This is a genomic window from Mucilaginibacter sp., from assembly GCF_035492695.1.
Lineage (GTDB): Bacteria > Bacteroidota > Bacteroidia > Sphingobacteriales > Sphingobacteriaceae > Mucilaginibacter.
The window spans coordinates 47,571-70,188 of sequence record NZ_DATJJC010000032.1 but is presented as its reverse complement, the minus strand read 5'-3'; the positions used below and the strand labels follow the sequence as shown (position 1 = coordinate 70,188).

Genomic DNA, 22,618 nt, shown 5'->3' with positions numbered 1-22,618 from the left:
TGCCGTGCGCAGTATGAATGGATGGCCTGACCCGACGAAGGAGGGGAACGCCCTTATTAAAGTCAAAAGTATTAAGTCAAAAGTTTAACATCGCCTGCATAGTCTTTTCACTTATTAAAAAAATTTAAAAAGTATTTGCACTTATCAATTCTGGTAATTACATTTGTATTATCTTAATAAAAAGGATTAATTTCCTGTTAAGGATCGTCCCTACGCATACAATGTTAAAACATAGCATAAAAAGAATAAAAGATCTCCTTATTGTTTCACCTGTCATGTGGAATAATTTGATAGTTAAATTGGTTTGATTGAAATCCCCGCATTGCGGGGATTTTTTTTATAAATTGCTTTACTAATTAAAAACCCGAACAAAGACCTACAAATGGCAAGATTAAATTTATTGGAAGAGACCCGGTACGAAAAACTGCCGGTAACGGTGTACCCCAATCAAAAAGTGGCTTCGGCGGCGGTGGCAAAACGCATAGCCGACCTTATCCGCAGCAAGCAGGACCGCGGCGAACAGGCCGTGCTTGGCCTGGCAACCGGCGTTACCCCCATAGGCGTTTATGCCGAACTGGTGCGCATGCACAAGCAGGAGGGCCTGAGCTTTAAGAACGTGATCACCTTTAACCTTGACGAATATTACCCCATGAAGGCGAAGGCGGCGCAAAGCTATGTCACTTTCATGAACGAGAACCTGTTTAGCCATGTAGATATTGACAAAGCCAATGTTCACATTCCGGATGGTACATTGAAGCAGGACGATATCCCGGCCTTTTGTTTGGAATATGAACGCCAGATAAACGCCCTGGGCGGGCTCGACCTGCAGATACTCGGTATCGGTCGTACCGGTCACATTGGGTTTAACGAGCCGGGCTCGGCGCCAAACTCGGGCACGCGCCTGGTTACTTTGGACGACCTTACCCGTAACGACGCCTCGCGCGACTTCGGCGGCAAGGCCAACGTGCCAACCAAGGCCGTTACGATGGGCATAGGTACCATATTTAAGGCCCGCGAAATTGTGCTGATGGCCTGGAGCGGCAAGAAAGCGCCGATCATCAAAAAGGCCGTCGAGGGTGAAATTTCGGGCGATGTGCCGGCTACTTACCTGCAACTGTCCGATCATGTCGAGTTTGTCCTGGACGAGGACGCCGCATCTGAACTGACCCGCTTTGGCACCCCATGGCTGGTGAAGGATTGCGTATGGAACCAGCAGCTGAAAAAGAAAGCCGTGATATGGCTGGCCGAAACGCTGAACAAACCCATACTGAAACTGACCGAGGAGGATTACAACAACCACGGCATGGCGCAGCTGGCGGTGGAGCAGGGGCCGGTTTACAACATCAATATCGACATATTTAACCAGATACAGCATACCATTACCGGCTGGCCGGGCGGTAAACCGAACGCCGACGACAGCCAGCGGCCGGAGCGGGCCATGCCGGCACAAAAACGCTCTATCGTATTTTCGCCGCACCCCGATGATGACGTAATATCCATGGGCGGTACGTTCATCCGTTTGGTTGACCAGGGGCACGATGTGCATGTGGCTTACCAAACATCGGGCAATACCGCCGTTTGGGACGATGACGTGCTGCGCTATATGGAGTTCGCCATCGATTTTAACCAGAGCATAGGCGATGATAACAGTCACCTGAAGGGCCTGTACGAAGATATGCGGAGCTTTATTGCCTCCAAACAGCCGAACGAAATAGACACCAAGGAAATACGCGATGTAAAAGGCTTTATCCGCAAAACGGAGGCCATATCGGGCGCGCGCTACGCCGGGCTGGACGATGACCATATCCATTTCCAGGCGCTGCCTTTTTACGAGACGGGCAAAACGCAGAAAAACCCCATTACCGACGCCGACGTGGAACTGACCATGGTGCTGCTGCAAAAGATAAAACCGCAGCAGGTATTTGTGGCCGGCGACTTTGCAGATCCGCATGGTACCCACCTGGTTTGCTTTAACATTGTGATAGCCGCGCTGCGCAAACTGCGCGAAACCGAAGACTGGGTGAAGGATTGCTGGGTATGGATGTACCGCGGCGCCTGGAAGGAGTTTGAAACCTACGAAATTGAAATGGCCGTGCCGCTATCGCCGCAGGAGGTTTTGCGCAAGCGCAACGCCATATTTAAGCACCAGAGCCAAAAGGACAGGGCGGTGTTCCCGGGTGATGATGCCCGCGAGTTTTGGGTACGCGCCGAAGACCGCAACCGCGAAACCGCACAAGCCTACGACCGCCTCGGTCTGGCCGAATACCAGGCCATGGAAGCGTTTGTGAGGTACCATTTTTAGCCTCACCCCCGGCCCCTCTCCAAAGGAGAGGGGGGAATAATACCTATTTGCAGAGACGCATAATTATGCGTCTCTGCGTGTTTTATGCCCTTTTGTCATCCCGAGCGTAACGAAGAATCTATTGATGATTTTAGTCCGGGATTTGGAAATCCGGACCAACGGAGGTGTCATTTTTAGCCTCACCCCCGGCCCCTCTCCAAAGGAGAGGGTAGAATAATACCTATTTGCAGAGACGCACAATCATGCGTCTCTGCGTGTTTTATACCCTTTTGTCATCCTGAGCGTAGCGAAGGATCTATTGATGATTATTGCCGGAACTTATTGTTTGTTTTTAAAAGGTATTCAAGAAGGCTGCGCCGTTTTCAGGATTAAAGAATTAACAGGATCAAACCGCCAACTGCCCACTGCCCACTGCCCACTGCCAACTGCGCAATAGGGCGCTCCCCTCGTTCCTCGGGTCAGGCTTTTCGTTTATACGCCTGCCAGGCATTAGGCGCAGGGCCGGTATCACTGCAATCCTTAGCGCGGACTATTAGAGGGTTAACATGGTTAACACAATTTTAGTTATATAATATATAAATATTTGATTATCAAAACATTGTGATAAAGTTGATTAAAGGGGTGTTAACCATGAATAGTGCGGCATTTGCGTTACCTGTCTGCGGGGCACAGGCGGGGAGGCTTGAGGCAGGTGGGAATGGAACTCAATGGTCACGAGTAGCTATTACACGCAGGGCCAGTGCGTCATACTCATGCCAGTTTGGGGCAGTAATCTGAGGTCTTGCCAACCGTCAACTTAAAAACGCGCCCCCGGGGCGCTTTTTTAAGACTTGTCCCGATGCATATCGGATCATACCGGACGAGCCTTAACCACGTGGCTGATATGCGCTACTATCGCTGGTTCACATTAAGCGCACGCATGCCGCGTGCGCGGGCGGTGGATTTGGAAATCGCTGTTTAACAAATAGTTAAATAAAAAATGGGTGTTTTCACGGGTTGATTTTAAAGTTATTAACGTCTATTTTTAACCAGTGTTAGTATTTTAGCTAAAAATTTTAGTATTTTTGATTATGCCCGGAAAGAACCTTTTTAGAAAACCATTTGATGAAGGGACAAAAACCAAGTTAGCTTTATTTGAAGGCTATTTACTTGAGTGGTTGCCCGTTTTTTTGTCTAAAAAAGAAATAATATGGCCAGTAATCAATGTTTTCGATTTCTTTGCCGGCGAGGGATATGACTGTGCGGGAACAAAAGGCAGTCCAATAATTATTCTCGATAATATAAAAAAATACGAGGATTATATCCTGAGGAATAACCTTAAAGTAAATGTTTATTTAAATGAATTTGATAAAGCGAAATATAGTACACTGGTTCAAAACTTGAATGAATATGGTAAAGTAGATTATATTAATGTTCAACATTATAATGAAGATTTTCAAGTTATTTTTAAGGAATTCTATCCTAAAATAGCTGCCCGTGATAGCGCGAATCTTGTATTTTTAGATCAAAACGGGATAAAACAAATCAACCGAGATGTATTTTCGAGTTTAATTTCAGCCTCAACAACCGATATTTTGTTCTTTATATCATCTTCATATTTTGCACGATTTGCTGACCACGAGTCGTTTGAAAAGCACATGGTTATTAATCAATCCGATCTAATAAATAATAACTATTACAATATCCATCGTACTATTTTTAGTTATTATAAGTCACTCATTCCGTTGACGGTATTATATTACCTAGCTCCTTTCTCAATTAAAAAGTCTTCAAATATTTATGGTTTAATTTTCGGATCTGGTCATACGTTGGGCATAGAAAAGTTTTTAAATCAATCGTGGAAGTTGGATAGAATAAGAGGCGAAGCTAATTTTGACATAGACAACGACAATCATACTATTAATCAGATGGATCTATTCAGTGGTAGAGTCGTTGGTCCAAAAAAAATTGAAGCTTTTGAAAGCGAATTAAAAGAGCTTATTTTAAATAAAACATTGAAAACTAACTACCAAGTTTATGAATATTCTTTAATGTCTGGGTTTTTACCTAAACATGCGAACATTGTATTAAGGAAATTGCGATCTGAAAACAACATAAAGAATGAGTATATTTCAGTTTCCGCTGATATTCATAAAATAAAAAGCTCGCAAACAAAATTAATTATCTAATTATGGCACAATCAAATATTGAATGGACAGAATTAACCTGGAATCCGGTTACTGGCTGTAATAAAATTAGTCCAGGCTGCAAATTTTGTTATGCCGAAGTTATGTCTAAGCGGCTAAAGGCAATGGGCGTTGAAAAATACAAAGATGGATTCAATATTAGATTGCATCCTGGAGAATTGAATACACCTTTTACCTGGAAAAAATCAAAGATCGTTTTTGTGAACTCAATGAGCGATTTGTTTCATCCAGAAATACCTGCTGATTTCATAAAAGCCGTATTCGCAGTAATGAACAACACACCGCAACATATTTATCAGGTGCTTACCAAGCGCTCTGATAGACTTTTAGAATTGTCATCTCAATTGAATTGGACAGAAAATATTTGGATGGGTGTTTCAGTAGAGAATGAAAAATACACAAGCCGCATATCAGAACTTTCTCAAACAGCTGCAAAAACTAAATTTTTGTCGATAGAGCCACTTATTGGACCGGTCAAAACCTTAAATCTTGCTAAGATTGATTGGGTAATCGTTGGCGGTGAGTCAGGTCACAAGGCGCGTCCAGTAAGAAAGGCGTGGATCGACCATGTCAAAGATGAATGTGAGAAGAACAAGGTAGCCTTCTTTTTCAAGCAATGGGGCAAACCTAAGTTCAATGTCAACCCTGAAGATCCAACTATAATGGCGGATCATCCGCAACATGCAAAAGGTGGATGTGAACTTGACGGGAAAATTTATAGGGAAATGCCTGGTAAAGCAGCTTAATTTATCAATATTTTATTGACCTAAAATGGAAGATTGGAGAGAACCTCAACCGAATGAATGGGAAATAAAAATGCTGTATGATCATTTTCCAAATGGTTGTAATCAAGGGTGTCATTGCGTTCATCCGGCTGACAATTGTGGATGTAACGATTGTGAATTTAGACATGCTTATAAGCGCATGCATAGTAAAGTGCTCTCTATTGAAATAGCCATCAGATTAAATTAAAATATATTGTTTCATCATGAACATCGTTCGTTGGATAAGATGGGTTTTTAGAAGGAAGAGCATGTTAAATTGGATTAATCAAACATTTCATCGCAACTTTAGTCAGGAGGACATTGATGCAGCGCGAGACTTCACCTTGCTTTGGAATGTTCTGGAAGGCGTCGTATTTCACACAAGTTTTTCCATTGCCAGCGCTGAACAGAGATTCCAGCAACGGCAGTTTAATGAACAACCTTTTCTGCCTTTCTATAATTACTTTAAAAATAGGTATATAGATGGAAACGGCTTACCAAACCAACGTTTTGCAGCTTTGCATTTTAGGCAAGCCGATAGACAGGCATTCGTGCAACAAACGCTAATCAATCCGGCAAGCCAGACTGGCGAAAAAATACTGGCACTGACGATCATCGTCTACCGGCTCCGCAATAATCTTTTCCATGGAATCAAAGATATACCATCACTCGACCAACAAAGGGCTAACTTTGAAAACGCAAATGGATTTTTGATGGTATTGTTGTCGTACTTCGTTTAATCTTTTTGGCGAACCTGGCCTCAACCTTGGGGTACGCTTTGTCATCGACCTGAAAACCCTAACTTTGCTAAAAAACCATCATGGACAACACCCATGTTTACCGCATGTCTTTCGCCAGCGTTTACCCGCTCTATATTAACAAGGCGGAAAGGAAGGGCCGCACCAAAGCCGAAGTGGATGAGATCATCTAATCAATTACTAAAGTGCTAAATTAGCGCTAACAAATTCAGGCTTATGCTTAAACTTTACAAAAACATTGACGGTATTCTGCACTACTGGGAAACGTGGGACAAGAATAAAAAAACAGGAATAGTCCATTGGGGTATTGCAGGCCAAACTGGTGAAAGCAAAGAAGTCAGTTCGACTTTATTGCAAAGCTTTACCAAAAAAATTCAAAAGGAAGTTTCAGCTAAAATAAATGAACGGTACACCGAGATAGATATCGACGACCATTTTACTTTGCTGATCGAATTTGAAGTGGATGGGATGGGTTCCAACATGGATTTAGATAAAAGAGCCAGGCTACAGGATAAAATGGATAGTGTGCTAGGTTGGGCCGGGCTAGGCCATTGCGATGGGGGCAGTATAGGCAGCGGAACCATGGAAGTATGTTGTTACGTTGTAGATTTTGACATAGCAAAAAAAGTGATCACCGAAAGTTTGAACGGGACCGAATTTGCCGACTACACAAGAATATACGACGGGGACGCAGAATAAATTTATTCCGATTTGAACTTTTTCATTTTGCTAAAAACCTACTTTTAAAAAACCATCATGGATAACACCCGTGTTTACCGCATGTCTTTCGCCGGCGTTTACCCGCTTTATATTAACAAGGCGGAAAGGAAGGGCCGCACCAAAGCCGAAGTGGATGAGATCATTACCTGGCTTACCGGGTATGATGCACAGGGGCTGAAGCAGGTGATAGCCAATAAAACCGACTTTGAAACCTTTTTTGCCGAAGCGCCGGCCTTAAACCCGAACGTTTCTAAAATTACCGGCGTTATCTGCGGCTACCGGGTAGAGGAGATAGAGGACCCGGTGATGCAGAAGGTGCGCTACCTGGATAAGCTGATAGATGAGCTGGCAAAGGGGAGGGCGATGGAGAAGATTTTGAGGAGGTAGAGACGCATAATTATGCGTCTTTACACTTTACACGGTGGTTGATGAAGCACCCCGTTGCTTTGCAGTGGCCATGCATTGGCGACGCGGTTGCCGCGCTTCCTGCGGTCGCTCGCAATGACATATGGGGGGCGCTTTCATTGGTGCCCACACCAACAGGGGCTGTCATGCTGAGGCTCTCGAAGCATGGCGGGCAGGGCCCCACGCACACACTTCGAGCGCCTCAGTGTGACAACGCACTTTTTATCTTATAATCTTTTAATCATACAAATCATAGTTCAGACAAATTCCCATGCATGGGCGATGAGGTTGCCGCGCTTCCTGCGGTCGCTCGCAATGACAAGGGGGCGGGTTTCGCTTTCATTGGTGACCACACCACCAGCAAGAGCTAAGTGTATCCGTTTTAATTTATGCTATCGCCCGGTATTTGAACATTTTTGTTACACTAAGCCAAAATCGGCGTTGCAAAATTGGCTAAAATTGGCTCGAAGCGGCCTGGTGTTGCCTAAAGTGGCCGGGTGTTGCTTTTTGGTGGATATTGGTGAAAATAGCCGTATTTTATCGCGGTGAAATTCGGGCATAACCTACTGACTTTCAGCGTCTCCAAACAGGTGTTCACGCCAATTGCAATAAAGGGCTATTTTTGATACTTCGTGTAAAATATAAGAAGCTGATAATTGGGCTATTACTGCGAATAAATGCCTGGAAGAGGGTGCGCGCGTGAACACTTTGTGTACCGGTAGTTCGCCCAGCATGAAATCATCTTCCGGACTTATGCGGACTTTCGGACTTCCCGACTCAAAACTCAGCCTATCTTCCCGTTCACTATCTCCAAAATCTCCGCCTCCCGGTCCATCGCCATTTGCTGCAGGGCGTTACCCTCGGCCAATACTTTATCGGTGTAGGCTTTGTCCTTATACCCCGATGCGTTGATGCGTACGTTCATGAAGGCGCCCAAAACGGCGGTGCGGGCGCAAAGGGCAGCCACGCCGGCATCGGTTACCGAGTTGGGGTTGCCGGTTTCGGCCATGGCTTTTATCACTTCCATGCTTTGGTAGGCCAGCTTCATCACATTAAACGGTACCTCGATGGCGTACCGGGTGGCGGTTTGTATAGCTTCTGTTCGGGCGGCTTTTTCTTCGTCGCTGCCCTTTGGCAGGTTGAAGGCTTCCATTATGCGGTTAAAGGCGATGGTATCCTTATCCACCAGTTTGGTGAGCTCGTTTTTGTAATGCTGGCCCTGCTCGGCCCACTCGCTGAACTCCTCCCAGCGGTTGTCCCAACCCTTTTTATGTGATGACAGGTTAGCAACCATGGTCGCCAGCGAGGCACCCAGCACACCCACATAAGCCGAGATGGAACCCCCGCCCGGGGCAGGGCTTTCGCTGGCCGTTTCGTCGGCAAAACCGGTAAGGCTCATGTCGACTAACGTGCTATCAGCCTTATCTCTCAGTAAGTATTCGATGATACGTTCTTCCGGTTTGAAAGGCCCCAGTTCATCCAGCCCCATCGATTTGATGGCTATACGCACCAATTCCTTTTCGCTAACGCCGGTCGACCGCTGCTGTTTGGCCAGGAAGTACTTACCCGCATCCAGCATCGATTTGAGGGGGATAAGCCCCACCAGTTCGCTGCCGGTTACGCGTATGCCACGCGCGTTGGCCTTATTGCACACCTCATCGAACGCTTTATGAACCGGCGTTACTTCGATATTGGTCAGGTTCATGGATATCTGCGCAATGCCGTATTCTTCAATATACCAGCCGATGGCCTTGACGGCTTTCAGCGAGCCGGGGATAGTGCGGGGCTTGCCGTTCTCGTCATTGATGATCTTTCCGTTTACCGGGTCGCCCTCGCGCATCACGCGACCAGCCTCGCGAACATCAAAGGCAATGGAATTAGCCCGACGAACGGAAGTGGTATTCAGGTTGACATTATACGCGATGAGGAAATCCCTTGCCCCAATAACCGTAGCGCCGCGCCTGGCGTCAAATTCTGCCGGACCAAAATCGGGCTTCCATTCGGGTTGCTTTATCTTTTTGAAAAAGCCTTCGTACTCACCTGCGCGGATGATCGACAGATTGCTCCGGCTTTTATCGGGTTGCGCGTATTCGTATAGATAAGCAGGTATTTTCAGCTCTTTCCCGACACGTTCCGCCAGGCGAGTTGCGTATTCCGCCGTTTCCTCCATGCTGATATTGCTGATGGGGATCAGCGGGCAAACATCCGTTGCGCCCATGCGGGGATGCTCGCCGGTATGCTTGCTCATGTCGATCAGCTCGCCTGCTTTTTTAATAGCCAGGAACGCCGCTTCGATCACTTTTTCCGGTTCACCGACGAAAGTTACCACGGTACGGTTGGTAGCCTTCCCCGGGTCGACATTCAGCAAACGCACACCTTCGACAGATTCCACCTCGTCGGTTATCTGTTTGATGATGCCGGGGTCGCGGCCTTCGCTAAAGTTGGGTACGCATTCTATGAGTTTAGTCATTGGTCATTGGGTATTAGTCATTGATTATCACGCAATAGTATTCCCGTCTTTCCAAACTATCGCCGGTTTCATCTTCCCCTGGTGGTATAGTATCTCGCGGTAATCCTTGCAGGGGTAAGCCTGCATGTCGGCTAAAGTGCCTTTTTGCAGGGTGCCGCGGTCTGTCAAATTTAGTGCTTTTGCTGCGCGATAGGTTAGTGCCGCAAATGTTTCTGCGGTAGTTAGCTTTTCGTAGGCACTCAGGATCGATGCCTGCATCAGGAGGTCGCCCATGGGCGCCGAGCCGGGGTTCCAGTCGCTGGCAACAGCCAGGCAGGCCCCCGCATCCAGTAACTGGCGTGCGGGGGCAAAACCTATACCCAAACCTAAGGATGCGCCTGGCAAAGCAACTGCAACGGTATCCGAAGCAGCTAATCCTTTAATTTCTTTTTCTGTACTGGCCTCCAGGTGGTCGGCAGATAATGCGCCGACCTCTACCGCAACCTCACTGCCACCAGTGGTAAATTGGTCGGCATGCACGGTCACGTCAAAACCTTGCTGCCGCGCGGCGCGCAGGTAATGCGTGGCGTCGGAGGCGCCGAAGGCACTCACTTCAATAAATATATCCACCCGGTTGCCCAGGTTTTCATTTTTAACTTTCGGAAGTAAATAGTTCAAAATATATTCGAGGTATCCGCTCGGCGGCCCCGAAAAATCCCTCGGCATAATATGGGCGGCGAGACAAGTTGGAATCAAATCAACCAGGCAGCTTTGTGCAGCTAAACTGATGGCCCGCAGTTGTTTTAATTCCTGTTCGACACTAAGCCCGTAACCTGTTTTTACTTCGATGGTCGTTACGCCGTCGGCTAAATGCCTGTTGGCTCTGTCAGTCAGCAGCCCGGCTAATTCATCCTTGCCGGCCTGGCGTGTTTGCGCAACCGAGTCCCAGATACCGCCGCCTGATTTGGCTATCTCCAGGTAGCTTTTACCCGCGATACGGAGTGCATAGTCTTTCGACCTGTTGCCGGCAAAGCATAAATGGGTATGACAATCTATAAAGCCGGGGAGAAGCACATGGTCGCCGGTTATCTCTTCAATTTCAGCTTTGGGGTGATCTTTTCTTAGTTGCTCGAATTCTCCGATTTCAACGATCAGGCCATTTTCGGTTAATACCCCACCATTCGGGATGATCTGCAATTGATCATCCGCGATAGCGCCCTTCAGCGGTAAGCCCGCTAAGGTTAGGATCTGGGTAAATGGACCGGTTAGTTTCATTGTTTTCTTAATAAACTATGTCATTTCGATGCGTAGCGAGAAATCTTAAGCGCATGACCCGGAGCAACATGCATGTTGTATAAGATTTCTCTCTCGTTCCTCGTTCGAAATGACATTACTTATAGAGATAAGTTAAATTTTCTTGCCGTCTCCTCCGCCTGTTCATAACCCGCATCCGTATGCCGGAAAATGCCCATAGCGGGGTCATTGTATAAAACTCTTTTCAGGCATTCTGCTGCGCGACCGGTACCATCGGCTACTACAACCATACCCGCATGCTGCGAATAGCCCATGCCCACACCGCCGCCATGATGGAAAGATACCCAGGTTGCCCCGCCAGATGTGTTCGACATCAGGTTCAACAGCGGCCAGTCGGATACCGCATCAGAGCCGTCTTTCATCGCCTCTGTTTCCCGGTTTGGGGATGCTACCGAGCCGCAATCCAAATGGTCGCGACCGATAACTATCGGCGCTTTTACCTTGCCGGTTCGCACCAGGTCGTTAAATATCAGCCCTGCTTTTTCCCGGTCGCCCATGCCCAGCCAGCAGATACGTGCCGGCAAGCCCTGGAAGGCGATCCGTTCCCTTGCTTTTTCGAGCCAGTTGATCAAATGTTTATTTTCGGGGAATGCTTCGGCTAATGCCTTGTCAGTAGTATAAATATCTTCCGGATCGCCGGATAATGCCACCCAGCGGAAAGGGCCTTTGCCCTCGCAAAACAGCGGGCGTATATATTCTGGTGTAAAGCCGGGGAAATTGAATGCGTTTGGCTCGCCGCCCTGTTTGGCAAACTCGCGGATATTGTTGCCGTAGTCAAAAGTAATGGCTCCGCGCTTTTGGAGGTCTAACATAAGGCCCACATGCCGCGCCATGCTTTTTAACGAAAGGTCTTTGTATTTTGCCGGATCGCTTTTCCGCAGATCGGCGGCTTCTTCTAAAGTTAGTCCATTGGGTACGTAACCGTTGATGGGGTCATGGGCCGAGGTTTGATCCGTTAACACATGCGGGATAAAATTGTCTTTCAGCAAGTGCTCCAGCATATCGCCGGCATCGCTTACTAAACCAACGGACAATTCGTCGCCATTTTCCATGGCTTCCTTTACCCAGGCAATAGCTTCGTCGTAGGAATATGTCATGCGATCGATATATTTCGTGTCGACGCGTTTTTGTATCCTGGATGCATCTACATCGGCACCCAAAAACACAGCACCTGCCATGGTAGCAGCCAATGGCTGAGCGCCACCCATGCCGCCAAGACCAGCGCTTACGATGAGTTTGCCTTTCAGGTCACTATTAAAATGCTGGCGACCGCACTCCATAAAGGTTTCATAGGTGCCCTGTAAAATACCTTGTGTGCCTATATAGATCCAGCTGCCGGCGGTCATCTGCCCGAACATCATCAGGCCCTTCGAGCGCAGCTCATTAAAATGTTCCCAGGTTGCCCAGGCAGGTACCAGGTTGCTGTTGGCCAGCAATACCCTCGGCGCCTGCGGGTGGCTGCGGATGATACCCACCGGCTTACCCGATTGTACCAGCAGAGAATGGTCCTCGTCCAGCTCCAGTAAAAGCTCGATTATTTTGCGTAACGATTCCTGGTTGCGTGCTGCCTGGCCAATGCCACCATACACTACCAGTTCATCCGGGTTTTCGGCCACCTGCGCATCCAAATTATTGAGCAGCATACGCAAAGGAGCCTCCGTGGTCCAGCTTTTGGCGTGCAGCTGTATACCCCGCGGAGCATGGTACACCGGGTGGGCGGCGTAGGTTTTAATAAATTCCGAACTCGTCATCGTTATCCAGTTTAATATTGTTTTTGGCGGCTGCCTCGTCGGCCAAAGCCAGCAGCGAACCATCCTTTACTATGCCATGCAGCGCCTTGATATCATCGGCGAATATCCTGTCCTCCTTAATAAAAGGCACATATTGCCGCACATAATCGTGGCAGGCTTCCATCACTGGTGTCGACTTTAGCGGCCTGCGGAAATCCATTGCCTGTGCGGCATACAGTAGTTCGATAGCTTGTATATATTCCAAATTATCCAGCACCTGGTGCAGTTTGCGCCCGCTTACGGAACCCATCGAAACATGGTCCTCCTGTCCAAGCGAAGTAGGCACGCTGTCCGCACTGGCGGGGAAGCAAAGCGTTTTATTCTCCGTCACCAAAGCGGCGGTGGTATATTGCGGTATCATCAGGCCCGAATTCAGCCCGGCGTGTTCTGTCAGTAATTTTGGTAACCCATAACGCCCTTCGCTCATCAGGTAGCAGCGGCGGTCGGCAATGTTGCCCAGTTCTGCTGTCGCGATGGTAGCGTAATCCAGTGGTATGGCCAATGGTTGTCCATGGAAATTGCCCCCGCTGATGGTATCGTCGGCATTAAATATAATAGGGTTGTCTGTTACCGAATTCAGTTCGATCTCTGTCAATTCCTTCAAATGCAGCCATGCATTGCGCGAAGCGCCATGTACCTGCGGCATACAGCGAAGCGAGTAGGGGTCCTGCACGCGGTCGCAGTTAGCATGTGAGTTTAGTATTTCGGAATGATCGAGCAGGTTGAACAGCCTGTTGGCAACCAGCTTGCTGCCTTTGTAGGGACGAATAGCATGCAGCCTTGGATCGAACGGCCTCGCCGAACCCATCAATCCTTCCAGTGACATCGCCCCGGCCAAATCCGCCAGTTGTAAGGCATTATGCATGCGCTGCACCGCTTTTACGGCGAAGGAAAGGATGAATTGTGTGCCGTTGATCAAAGCCAAACCTTCTTTCGGGCCCAGTTTGATCGGCTCCAAACCGTAAGATTTTAACATTTGAGCTGCAGGTACGTTTTTTCCCCTGTCGCTCACTTCGCCAAAACCGATCAGCGGCAGAAACAAATGTGCCAGCGGCGCCAGGTCGCCCGAGGCGCCGACCGAGCCTTTTTCAGGAACGATAGGAATAATATCCTTATCGATGTGCCAGATAATGCGATCGAGTGTTTCCATCGAAATGCCCGAATAGCCCTGCGCCAAGGCATGCACCTTGGTTATCAGCATTAGCTTGGCTATTTCAGCAGGTATGGGTTTGCCCACACCCACACTATGGCTTTTTAGCAGATTATATTGCAGCGCACAGGTATCCTCTTCGGGGATATGGGTATTGCAAAGCGGACCGAAACCCGTATTAATACCATAAACCGGTATCTCGCGGGCAACAATCTTTTTCACTTCTTCCCATGATGCTACTATCTTCGATCTGGCATCAGTGCCTAGCACACCTTTAACTTTGCCTGATGCAATATCCAGGCAAATGCCTATCGATAAATGGCTTACGCCGTAATTGAAAATCTTATTCATTCCCAACCTCCTTCACCGATAACTTTTCCGTTATTTTTTCAGACAGGCTAACCGCGCGAAATGATCTTTCAACCCCCGAAATAGCGGCCAGCAAATGTTCGCTTTCCGGGTCGGTATGCACCAGTTCCTCCATGGTTTGCTTCACCGCTTCCCATACCGGCAATATCTGCTCCAGCAAAGCACGACCGGCTTTGGTCAGTTGCACCAGTTGCCGTCTGCCATCATCGCTGCTTGTCGTTGTTTTGAGGAGTTTCTTATTTTTAAGGTTTGTTACCAACTGGCTTGCCGCCGGGTGCGAAACGCCTGTAGCATCGCTCAATTCCTTGATGGAAAGCGATTCGTTCTGCGACAGCAAATAAAAAACCGGGAACCAGCTGGCGTCAAAAGGAATGCCCGCCGCCTGGTAGGTCTTGTTTATTTCAGACAAGAAAGCCTCACTTAGCCGCCTCAAACGGCTGCCTAAAACAAGATACCCCAACTCCTCATAGAAATTCATTGTGCAATTTATATAAGTGCTTATATAATTGCAAGGTTTTGGATGTTTTTTGTTTGAAGTAAGACTCATAAGAGAGGATAGGAACAATCTATAGATTCCCGGGATATAGATCCTTTGATCCTTTCGCCCTATCATTTTTAAAGCTTAGTTCAAACAAATGGCGTTCCCCGGCGGGTCAGCCATTTAATCATACTGCGCAGTTAGCCACAGGCCGATATCTGTTATTGTTCTTACCGCAACACCCTGCCACCGATACTTCTGCTTAATGCCGAACTAATTTGGATTTTACATTTAAATACCTATTTTAGTGGAGCTTAATTTATTACAATTTCTACTTCCGTCCCTAAATAGTGCGCAAGCTATTACTACAGTTGGCTTTTGGGGAATTGTTGTTACGAATATTTTCTGGTCTTAAAACTTAGTATATGCAAACACACGTATCCGGCAAGTCAGCTGTTTTGGCTGTAGTTCTTGTTGCAGCCTTTTTAGTTTCGTGGGAACTTTTCCTGCGGCACAAGGGGGTAAAAAAAGATTATGACGATGGCCCTGAACTTTGGGCACATGTACGCGACCAGGTTTACGAACCATCAGACAAAGCTGTTGTTTTTATCGGCTCATCGCGTATTAAATACGACCTGGATATTGCAACCTGGGAGTCGTTAACCAATACACATGCGGTGCAACTGGCCATGGTTGCCTCATCGCCGCGGCATATACTAACTAACCTGGCCGATGACCCTAAATTTAAAGGGCGGCTTATTGTTGATGTTACCGAAGTCTTGTTTTTTAACAGGATGCGCGGGAACACCTACCCCGACGCGGGTATAGCCTATTACAAAGACCTGACCCCTTCGCAAAGGGCGAGTTTCTATTTGGATAAACCCGTCGAAGGCCACTTTGCATTTTTGAATGAAGGGCATTATGCTATTAATGCTTTGATAGGGGGTTTGCATATACCCGACAGGCCGATGGTATATCCTTTTCTCGATTTCCCTACGGGCTTTGATGTTACCCTGTATAACCGGCAAAACGTAATGACCGCCGATTTTATAGCTGATACCAATCAGCACAACCAGGTAAAAGCGATATGGGGCCTTTTACGAATGGACCCTACGCCGCCCACCACCGGCAAACCATTGGATACCATTATGAATTCGGTAGTGCGCGATGTGGCGAAGATAAAGGCGCGCGGCGGCGATGTGATATTTACGCGCACCCCCTCCAACGGTTTCTTTTTAATGGCCGAGCAGCACATGTACCCCCGCGAAGCCTACTGGGACCGGCTGTTAAAAGAAACCGGTTGTAAAGGATTTTTCTACAGCGATAACCCCACTACAGCCAAACTGGTGTGCCCCGAATTTTCGCACTTAACACCTAAGGATGCGATAACCTATACCACAGCGCTGGTTAGCCTTCTGAAGCAAGATAAAGCGCTGGGTTTTCAATAAGATAAGTCATGTTCAATCCTATAAACTCTAATCACTTTTAAACGATCAAACCATGGTTTTCAATTCATACACCTTTGTAGCATTCTTTGTCGTTATGCTCATTCTGCATAACCTTCCTATATCCTGGAAAGCAAAGAAGGTAAACCTGTTATTGGCCAGCTACGTTTTTTACGCCGCCTGGAACCCGCCTTTTATCCTCCTGCTCTGGCTGTCTACGGTAGTCGATTTCTTCGTGGGCCGCGCCTTATATACTCAGCCTAATAAAGCCAAACGCCGGATGTTGCTGGTGGTAAGTCTCATCGGCAATTTGGGCATGCTATGCTTTTTCAAATACGGTGGCTTTATATTGGAAAACTTTGTGCACCTGGCCAACGCAGTAGGAGTAGATTATCACCCGGCCAAACCGAATATTATCCTGCCTGCCGGTATTTCCTTCTACACGTTCACTACTTTGTGCTATACCGTAGATATGTACAAAAAGAAGAGCGAACCGGTAAAATCAATGCTCGATTTTTCGCTGTTCGTTACTTTCTTCCCGCACTTGGTTGCCGGGCCTATCGTTCGCCCGCCACAACTGGTGCCCCAGTTTGAAACGGAACACAAGGCTACCAAAGATCAACTGCTGAATGGCCTGCTGCTGCTTACGCTTGGTTTGTTTATGAAGGTGGTTTGCGCCGATACGCTGCTTGCCGCAACGTCGGATATGATATTCAGTTCGCCGGGCAATATGGGTCCGCTGGATGCCTGGGCAGGAGTGCTTGCTTTTTCGGGGCAGATATTTTTTGACTTTGCCGGCTATTCCACCTCGGCCATCGGCGTGGCCATGTGCCTGGGCTTTATCCTGCCGCAGAACTTTCTGTACCCTTATGCCGCTATCGGTTTTTCCGATTTCTGGCGCAGGTGGCATATCACCCTGTCATCCTGGCTGCGCGATTACCTGTATATTCCTTTGGGTGGTAACCGTGAGGGGAAATTCAGGACCTATATCAATGTAATGATCACTATGCTTATCGGTGGTCTGTGGCATGGAGCTAACTGGACCTTTGTAGCCTGGGGTGGGTTGCATGGGGTATATTTATGGATAGAAAAGGCCGTTAAAGACAGTCGCGCCAGGATGTCCGACAAACCCGAAGGAGACATCCCTGCTCCTGTAGTTATACAGGCATCGTTTGCGCCCGCCCGGTCGAAAGATTCCGGTGGATTTATTTATGCATTATTCACTTTCCTGCTTATTTGCGTTACCTGGGTTTTCTTCCGTTCGGCTACGTTTACCGGGGCATGGCGCATATTGCATTCCATGGCAGGCCAGGCGCCGCCATCCGGTCCGCCGATACTAACTACCGCCGATATTGCTAAAGTAGGCGTCGTCATCACCCTGATGCTCGCTTTCCACTGGTTCATGCGTAACACCACCGTTTTAAAAACTGCGTCAAAAATGCCCTGGTGGCTGACAGGTATCGTATGGTCGGTATTGATCATACTCATCGTCCTCAGCCAGCAAACCGGTAAGGCGTTTATTTATTTCCAGTTTTGAGACACGAATAGCCTTTATTGTCATTCTGAACGTAGTGAAGAATCTTGTACAATATGCCTGGTTCGCTTGCTGCTTATATAAGATCCTTCACTACGTTCAGGATGACAAATCGTCTTCTGCGGCGTTATAGCCTTTAATGAAATCTTTTCTGCTATTCTTCACCTAAAATTCGAAATTGAACATTCGATATTTGAAATCAAATTCACTCCCCCTCAAACCTCAACCCCACCTGCTCTCTTGCTTTATTCAACAGCGCCATCATGCCGCGCGATAGCTCATGGGTAATGATCGGGCTTTCGGTTTGCCCCGTGCGGATAAGGTCGCAAAAGTGGGCAATTTCATAATTGAGCCCGCCTGCGGTAAAAGGCTCGTCGATCTCGACCTTGCGGCCATCAAGGTAATCTATCGTGGCTTTGGTCGGGTTCCACCAGTTTTTGTGAATGGTGATATGGCCCAGGGTGCCCGCAATTAACGCATCGCCTTTGCCATGCAGGTCGAAACCACAATAAAGCTGTGAATAGCCACCCTCGTGCTCAGTTTGAATAACGGCGAACATGTCAACTTCCTTCCCGCTGAAGCGGCCCATGGTTTGGATATCGGTCAGCGGTCCCAGCCAATCCAGCGCCAGGAAAGCTTCATAAGGCAATATCTGCATTATACCTCCGCCGATAAGATTGTAGCTGAAATTGGGATGATCGTGCGAAAGATCAGCCACGGACGAACCCGCCCGCACATAGCCCACCGGTCCTATCGGATCAGTTTCTAAATATTCTTTAAGTTTTCGGTAAAGTGGGAAAAAGGGCGGTTTCATGCCTTCCATAAAAAGCAGCTTACTGGCGCGGGCAACTTTTAATACCTCTTCCAGTTGGGCAAGATTTACCGTCGCCGGTTTTTCGCAAAGCACGTGCTTGCCGGCATTCAGCGCAGCTATACTGTAAAAAGCATGGCTATCGGGTAAAGTAGCAATGTAAGCAACATCAATATCGCTTGCCAGTAATTCATCAAGGGTTGCACACGCCCTGCCACCATATTGCTTGGTAAACTGCTCCACGCTCTCCGCCCGCCGCGACCAGGCCACAGCCAGTTCAGTACCCTCCACCGCCGCAAGCCCCTGCATAAAACGGTGACTTATGCGCCCGCAGCCGATGATGCCGAATTTTATCATGAGTCCGAAGTCTTAAGTCGGTAGTCCGAAGTCGTAAATCCGGCTCAAGACTCAGAACTTACGGCTTCAGACTTAAATTACTGGTACTGGATATAAATAGGGTACGGCTTATATTTTAGCACCTCGGCCGGTGTAAGCATGTGGTGCGGCGCCTTTTTGATATCGTTTTTGTAGAATAATTTGTACCCGGTAAACTGAACAGGTTCGTTGTGGATAAAATAGCGGTAAGTGCCTGTTTTCAGGTCGGGTTCGCCCCATCCGTCCATATCCATTACTATCTGTACCTCTTTACGCAGTTTAATGTTTTTGTAGTTGGTCAGCATCTTTTTAGTGAAACGGTGCACCACCAATATTTTGGGTGGCAAATGATATTTATTAACCAGTTTCGCCAAGTATTCTGAAACATAATTCACATCGGCAGCATCATAAGTGCCTATCTTTTTACCGGGATGGGTACCGTCTTTCATCGAAAATTCAGGGTCCATGCCAAAATGCACCTGTGGCATCGCCAGGTATTTTTCCAGCAAAGGCAATTCCGTATGGATATTACTCAAAGCTACCTGCACATCAAGGAATACGATGGCATGTGCTTTTTTAGCCAGGCTCAACACCGAGTCGATACCCTTATTAGGCATGCGGTAACGGAATTTGCCGTCCTTGCCGCCATCGCCCTGCGCAACTACAGCAATGTAATGCAACGCAGGCTGTACCGGTGTGGTTGGGTCGGCTTTTTCCCAGTTCTTTACTTCGCCTTTTAGCTTGGCCAGCATTTCATTAGGAGGGAGTTCGCCCAAAATACCCATCTTTTTTGCGTAAAGGTTGCCGTAAAATGCTACCACCCTTTTGTATGGCAGTATAGCGCCGGGCAGCGGGTATGGCGTATTTTTAACCGGCCACAAGCCCGAAGTATCGCCGTGGGCAAGTTTTTTCATCAAGGTATCGTACTTCGCATGATCTATCGGCGGGTAAACGATGGTAGCCGGTGTAACTTCAGCGCTTTCGGCTTCTGCTTTTTTGGCGGTATCTTTTTTGGTGGTTGCCGATGCTTTGCTTCCGCCAGCGGGCACGCTGCTGCTATGGCTGCAGCCCGTTAAATAAACCATTGATGCTGCAATACAGATAGCAGGTAATACGATACTTTTTAATCTCATTTCTATTTTTTTTGCTCAAATCCAGGGCCGCGCAAAATAGCACCATTTCGGGTACCGGTATGCTTAAAGTTATCAACAGTTAGTTGGCCGTTTACCAAAACATATTTAAAGCCAACGGAATACGCGTGCGGGTGCCCGAACGTCGATTCGTCCTTTACTGTGTTTGCGTCAAAAATAACAATATCGGCGAACATCCCCGGCTGTAAAAGCCCTCGTCCGGTTAAATGAAACTTTTGTGCGGGCAGCGACGTCATCTTACGGACGGCGTCCTCCAGTCTTATCAAATGCTTTTCGCGCACGTAGTAGCCCAGCACACGCGCATTGCTGCCGTACCCGCGCGGGTGCGGCACGCCCGACCCGAATAACCGGATACCCGAATCAGAAGCTACCATGGTAAGCGGGAATTTCAGGATATTCTCCACATCGTCCTCGTTCATGCCGTGGAATACCATCGAAGCGCTGCCGATCTTCGTAATATCCAGCATGGTTTCTATCTCGTTGGGAATGGTGGAAGTCCGGCTTTTTTCGATATTGATCTGCATGATGTTTTTGCCATTCAGCGTGGTATCGCTGTCGCAATGCGCCACTACCGCGTAGTCAAAATGCTGGCGACCGCGGCGCGCCATATCTTTGATCATCTCATCAACTACTTTCTGATGAATAGCGGGATCGTTCAGCCGCTTCATCACCGAATCGCGCCCGCCATCCAGCAGCCAGTCGGGCAGCAAAACATTCAGTGTGGTACTGCTGGCAGTATAGGGATATTGGTCGACCGTTACATCCAAACCTTCGGCCCGGGCTTTTTCTACCATGGCTATCATTTGGTCTGATTTGTTCCAGTTGGGCAGCCCCACTTTGAAGTGCGATATCTCTACGGGCATGCCCGCTTCCCTGCCTACGTCAATTGCTTCGTTAATGGCATCAAATATCTTGTCCGACTCGTTGCGCATGTGCGAGGTGTAAACCCCGTGGTATTTTGCGGCAGCCTTTGCTAACGCGATGACCTCGGGCGTTTTGGAGTACAGCCCCGGTGTATAAATAAGCCCGGTTGAAAAGCCCACAGCGCCGTCGCGCATGGCCTGTTCCACCAGGTTTTCCATTTGCTTTAATTGGGCCTCATCGGGCGTTACTGCTTTTTCTCCAAGCACGGCACGCCGCACATCATTGTGCCCTATCAAAGTGGCCACATTAATGGAAAGCCTGATGCTATCCAGCTGCTTAAAGTATTTTGCAATATCAATGTTGGAACTGCCGCAATTGCCGGTGATCACCGTGGTTACGCCGTCATAAATAAAGTTATCGGCAGTAGGCGTTTTCTTTTCGTCGCCTTCGATATGGGTATGAACATCGATAAATCCCGGCGCTATTATAAGCCCCGAAGCATCGATGGTTTTTTTGGCTTTGTTTTTGGATAGGTCGCCGATACTGACGATCTTATTTTTTACAATACCCACATCACCGTAAAACCAGGGGTTGCCGGCGCCATCGATGATCTTCCCGTTTTTAAGAATGATATCAAAATGCTTTTGTGCAAAAAGCAGGGAAGGGAGCAAGAAGAATAGGAAGACTAATTTCAGCTTCGGCATGTAGCAAATTTATCTAATAGTTTGTCATTTCGAACGATAGTGAGAATTCTTAAACGAGATGCGTCGCTCGCAGATATAATGTATAAGATTTCTCTTCGCTGCGCTCATTCGAAATGACATAATAGGCAAAAGCTCACATCTTATAAAACTTTCCAAATACCCCTAAAGGCAATTTAATGCCAGACGTTGCCTGCAGGTAAAGCTCGCCGGTTTCTAAATTCTGTGCTTTGGGATAGGCGCTTTTGATAAGGTTTTCGATAATGACGGAAGAAAAGCCCAATGAGTACGCGTTTAAGATCAGGAAATGCTCGTCAGGATCAAGTAGTTGCGTCACGTCCTGCATCATTTCGTTGATGTGATCCTCCAGTTTCCATTTCTCGCCGCTTGGGCCGTGCCCGTATGCCGGCGGATCAAGGATAATGCCGTTGTATTTTTTGCCACGTTTTACCTCGCGTTTTACAAATTTCAGCGCGTCTTCCACCACCCAGCGAATATTGTTTAGGCCCGAAAGTTCCTGGTTTTCGTTTCCCCATGTAACTACTTGTTTTATAGAATCCACGTGTGTGGTATCGGCGCCAGCCGCCCGGGCAGCGAGCGATGCCCCGCCTGTATAAGCAAACAGGTTAAGTACTTTGGGCTGCGGTGTTTTAAATTTTTTGATGATCTGTGACGAATAATCCCAGTTTACAGCCTGTTCCGGGAAAATACCGACGTGTTTAAATGAAGTAAGCGCCAGCCTGAATTTAATGGCTATCTCCGGGTTCTTATATTCGATATGCCAGCGGTCAGGTGTTGATGGATTCTTTTTTAGCCATTCGCCCGAAGTAGCCGAGCGGCCCTTGAATTTAATATGATGCAACTTTTGCCATTCCGACTGCGGCAAAACCTTACCCCAAACGGCCTGCGGTTCGGGCCGTATCAGTATAACATTGCCAAAGCGTTCCAGCTTTTCAAAATCGCCGCAATCTATCAGCTCGTAATCTTTCCAGTGGGTGGGTGTGAGGAGTTGGATCATTTTTGAGTCCGGAAGTCCGCATAAGTCGGAAAGT

General features: G+C 47.7%; 18 protein-coding genes. 9 read left to right on the top strand and 9 right to left on the bottom strand.

Going from position 1 to position 22,618, the window contains the following annotated elements; translation table 11 throughout:
• Nucleotides 1-382: 382 nt before the first annotated feature.
• The 7 genes from nagB to VL525_RS19265 all read left to right on the top strand — a co-directional run bounded on the left by nagB (nucleotide 383) and on the right by VL525_RS19265 (nucleotide 7,117).
• Nucleotides 383-2,302: a glucosamine-6-phosphate deaminase gene (gene nagB, locus VL525_RS19295; protein ID WP_325388699.1), complete on the top strand. Its 1,920-nt coding sequence runs from the start codon at nucleotides 383-385 to the stop codon at nucleotides 2,300-2,302.
• Between the two features lie 1,070 nt (nucleotides 2,303-3,372).
• Complete coding sequence (gene tcmP, locus VL525_RS19290; RefSeq protein ID WP_325388696.1) at nucleotides 3,373-4,470, top strand: three-Cys-motif partner protein TcmP; 1,098 nt, start codon at nucleotides 3,373-3,375, stop codon at nucleotides 4,468-4,470.
• 2 nt (nucleotides 4,471-4,472) lie between these two features.
• A complete protein-coding gene (locus VL525_RS19285; RefSeq protein WP_325388694.1) occupies nucleotides 4,473-5,234 on the top strand; it encodes a phage Gp37/Gp68 family protein in 762 nt (253 codons plus the stop codon).
• Nucleotides 5,235-5,476: 242 nt separating this feature from the next.
• Nucleotides 5,477-5,992, top strand: a complete 516-nt coding sequence (locus VL525_RS19280; protein WP_325388691.1) for a hypothetical protein — start codon at nucleotides 5,477-5,479, stop codon at nucleotides 5,990-5,992.
• 80 nt (nucleotides 5,993-6,072) lie between these two features.
• Complete coding sequence (locus VL525_RS19275; protein WP_325388688.1) at nucleotides 6,073-6,183, top strand: DUF2200 family protein; 111 nt, start codon at nucleotides 6,073-6,075, stop codon at nucleotides 6,181-6,183.
• A gap of 43 nt (nucleotides 6,184-6,226) precedes the next feature.
• Nucleotides 6,227-6,709 (top strand): hypothetical protein, encoded by a 483-nt coding sequence (locus VL525_RS19270; RefSeq protein ID WP_325388685.1) that lies wholly within the window; start codon nucleotides 6,227-6,229, stop codon nucleotides 6,707-6,709.
• A 57-nt stretch (nucleotides 6,710-6,766) separates the two neighbouring features.
• Nucleotides 6,767-7,117, top strand: coding sequence for a DUF2200 domain-containing protein (locus tag VL525_RS19265; protein ID WP_325388682.1), 351 nt, complete (start codon nucleotides 6,767-6,769; stop codon nucleotides 7,115-7,117).
• Nucleotides 7,118-7,919: 802 nt separating this feature from the next.
• On the opposite strand, the gene ftcD is transcribed toward VL525_RS19265, so the two are convergent.
• The 5 genes from ftcD to VL525_RS19240 form a co-directional block, all read right to left on the bottom strand.
• Nucleotides 7,920-9,605, bottom strand: coding sequence for a glutamate formimidoyltransferase (ftcD, locus tag VL525_RS19260; RefSeq protein ID WP_325388679.1), 1,686 nt, complete (start codon nucleotides 9,603-9,605; stop codon nucleotides 7,920-7,922).
• 27 nt (nucleotides 9,606-9,632) lie between these two features.
• On the bottom strand, nucleotides 9,633-10,859 hold the full coding sequence (gene hutI, locus VL525_RS19255) for an imidazolonepropionase (protein ID WP_325388676.1): 1,227 nt from the start codon (nucleotides 10,857-10,859) through the stop codon (nucleotides 9,633-9,635).
• A 119-nt stretch (nucleotides 10,860-10,978) separates the two neighbouring features.
• Nucleotides 10,979-12,649 carry a urocanate hydratase gene (hutU, locus tag VL525_RS19250; protein ID WP_325388674.1) on the bottom strand — a complete coding sequence of 557 codons (1,671 nt, stop codon included), beginning with the start codon at nucleotides 12,647-12,649 and terminating at the stop codon, nucleotides 10,979-10,981.
• Nucleotides 12,627-14,189 carry a histidine ammonia-lyase gene (gene hutH, locus VL525_RS19245; protein ID WP_325388672.1) on the bottom strand — a complete coding sequence of 521 codons (1,563 nt, stop codon included), beginning with the start codon at nucleotides 14,187-14,189 and terminating at the stop codon, nucleotides 12,627-12,629. Before hutH ends, hutU begins: the two co-directional genes overlap by 23 nt.
• Nucleotides 14,182-14,685: a MarR family winged helix-turn-helix transcriptional regulator gene (locus VL525_RS19240; protein WP_325388670.1), complete on the bottom strand. Its 504-nt coding sequence runs from the start codon at nucleotides 14,683-14,685 to the stop codon at nucleotides 14,182-14,184. The genes hutH and VL525_RS19240 overlap by 8 nt, the downstream gene beginning before the upstream one ends.
• Before the next feature lie 425 nt (nucleotides 14,686-15,110).
• On the opposite strand from VL525_RS19240, the gene VL525_RS19235 reads away from it, so the two are divergent.
• Nucleotides 15,111-16,133 carry a hypothetical protein gene (locus VL525_RS19235; protein ID WP_325388668.1) on the top strand — a complete coding sequence of 341 codons (1,023 nt, stop codon included), beginning with the start codon at nucleotides 15,111-15,113 and terminating at the stop codon, nucleotides 16,131-16,133.
• 52 nt (nucleotides 16,134-16,185) lie between these two features.
• On the top strand, nucleotides 16,186-17,667 hold the full coding sequence (locus VL525_RS19230; RefSeq protein WP_325388666.1) for an MBOAT family O-acyltransferase: 1,482 nt from the start codon (nucleotides 16,186-16,188) through the stop codon (nucleotides 17,665-17,667).
• Nucleotides 17,668-17,869: 202 nt separating this feature from the next.
• On the opposite strand, the gene VL525_RS19225 is transcribed toward VL525_RS19230, so the two are convergent.
• From VL525_RS19225 to VL525_RS19210, 4 genes are all read right to left on the bottom strand, one after another.
• Complete coding sequence (locus VL525_RS19225) at nucleotides 17,870-18,832, bottom strand: Gfo/Idh/MocA family oxidoreductase (protein WP_325388664.1); 963 nt, start codon at nucleotides 18,830-18,832, stop codon at nucleotides 17,870-17,872.
• Between the two features lie 77 nt (nucleotides 18,833-18,909).
• Nucleotides 18,910-19,983: a hypothetical protein gene (locus tag VL525_RS19220; protein WP_325388662.1), complete on the bottom strand. Its 1,074-nt coding sequence runs from the start codon at nucleotides 19,981-19,983 to the stop codon at nucleotides 18,910-18,912.
• A 2-nt stretch (nucleotides 19,984-19,985) separates the two neighbouring features.
• Nucleotides 19,986-21,569, bottom strand: coding sequence for a D-aminoacylase (locus VL525_RS19215; RefSeq protein ID WP_325388660.1), 1,584 nt, complete (start codon nucleotides 21,567-21,569; stop codon nucleotides 19,986-19,988).
• Between the two features lie 133 nt (nucleotides 21,570-21,702).
• Nucleotides 21,703-22,584 (bottom strand): class I SAM-dependent methyltransferase, encoded by an 882-nt coding sequence (locus tag VL525_RS19210; protein ID WP_325388658.1) that lies wholly within the window; start codon nucleotides 22,582-22,584, stop codon nucleotides 21,703-21,705.
• Nucleotides 22,585-22,618 lie beyond the last annotated feature (34 nt).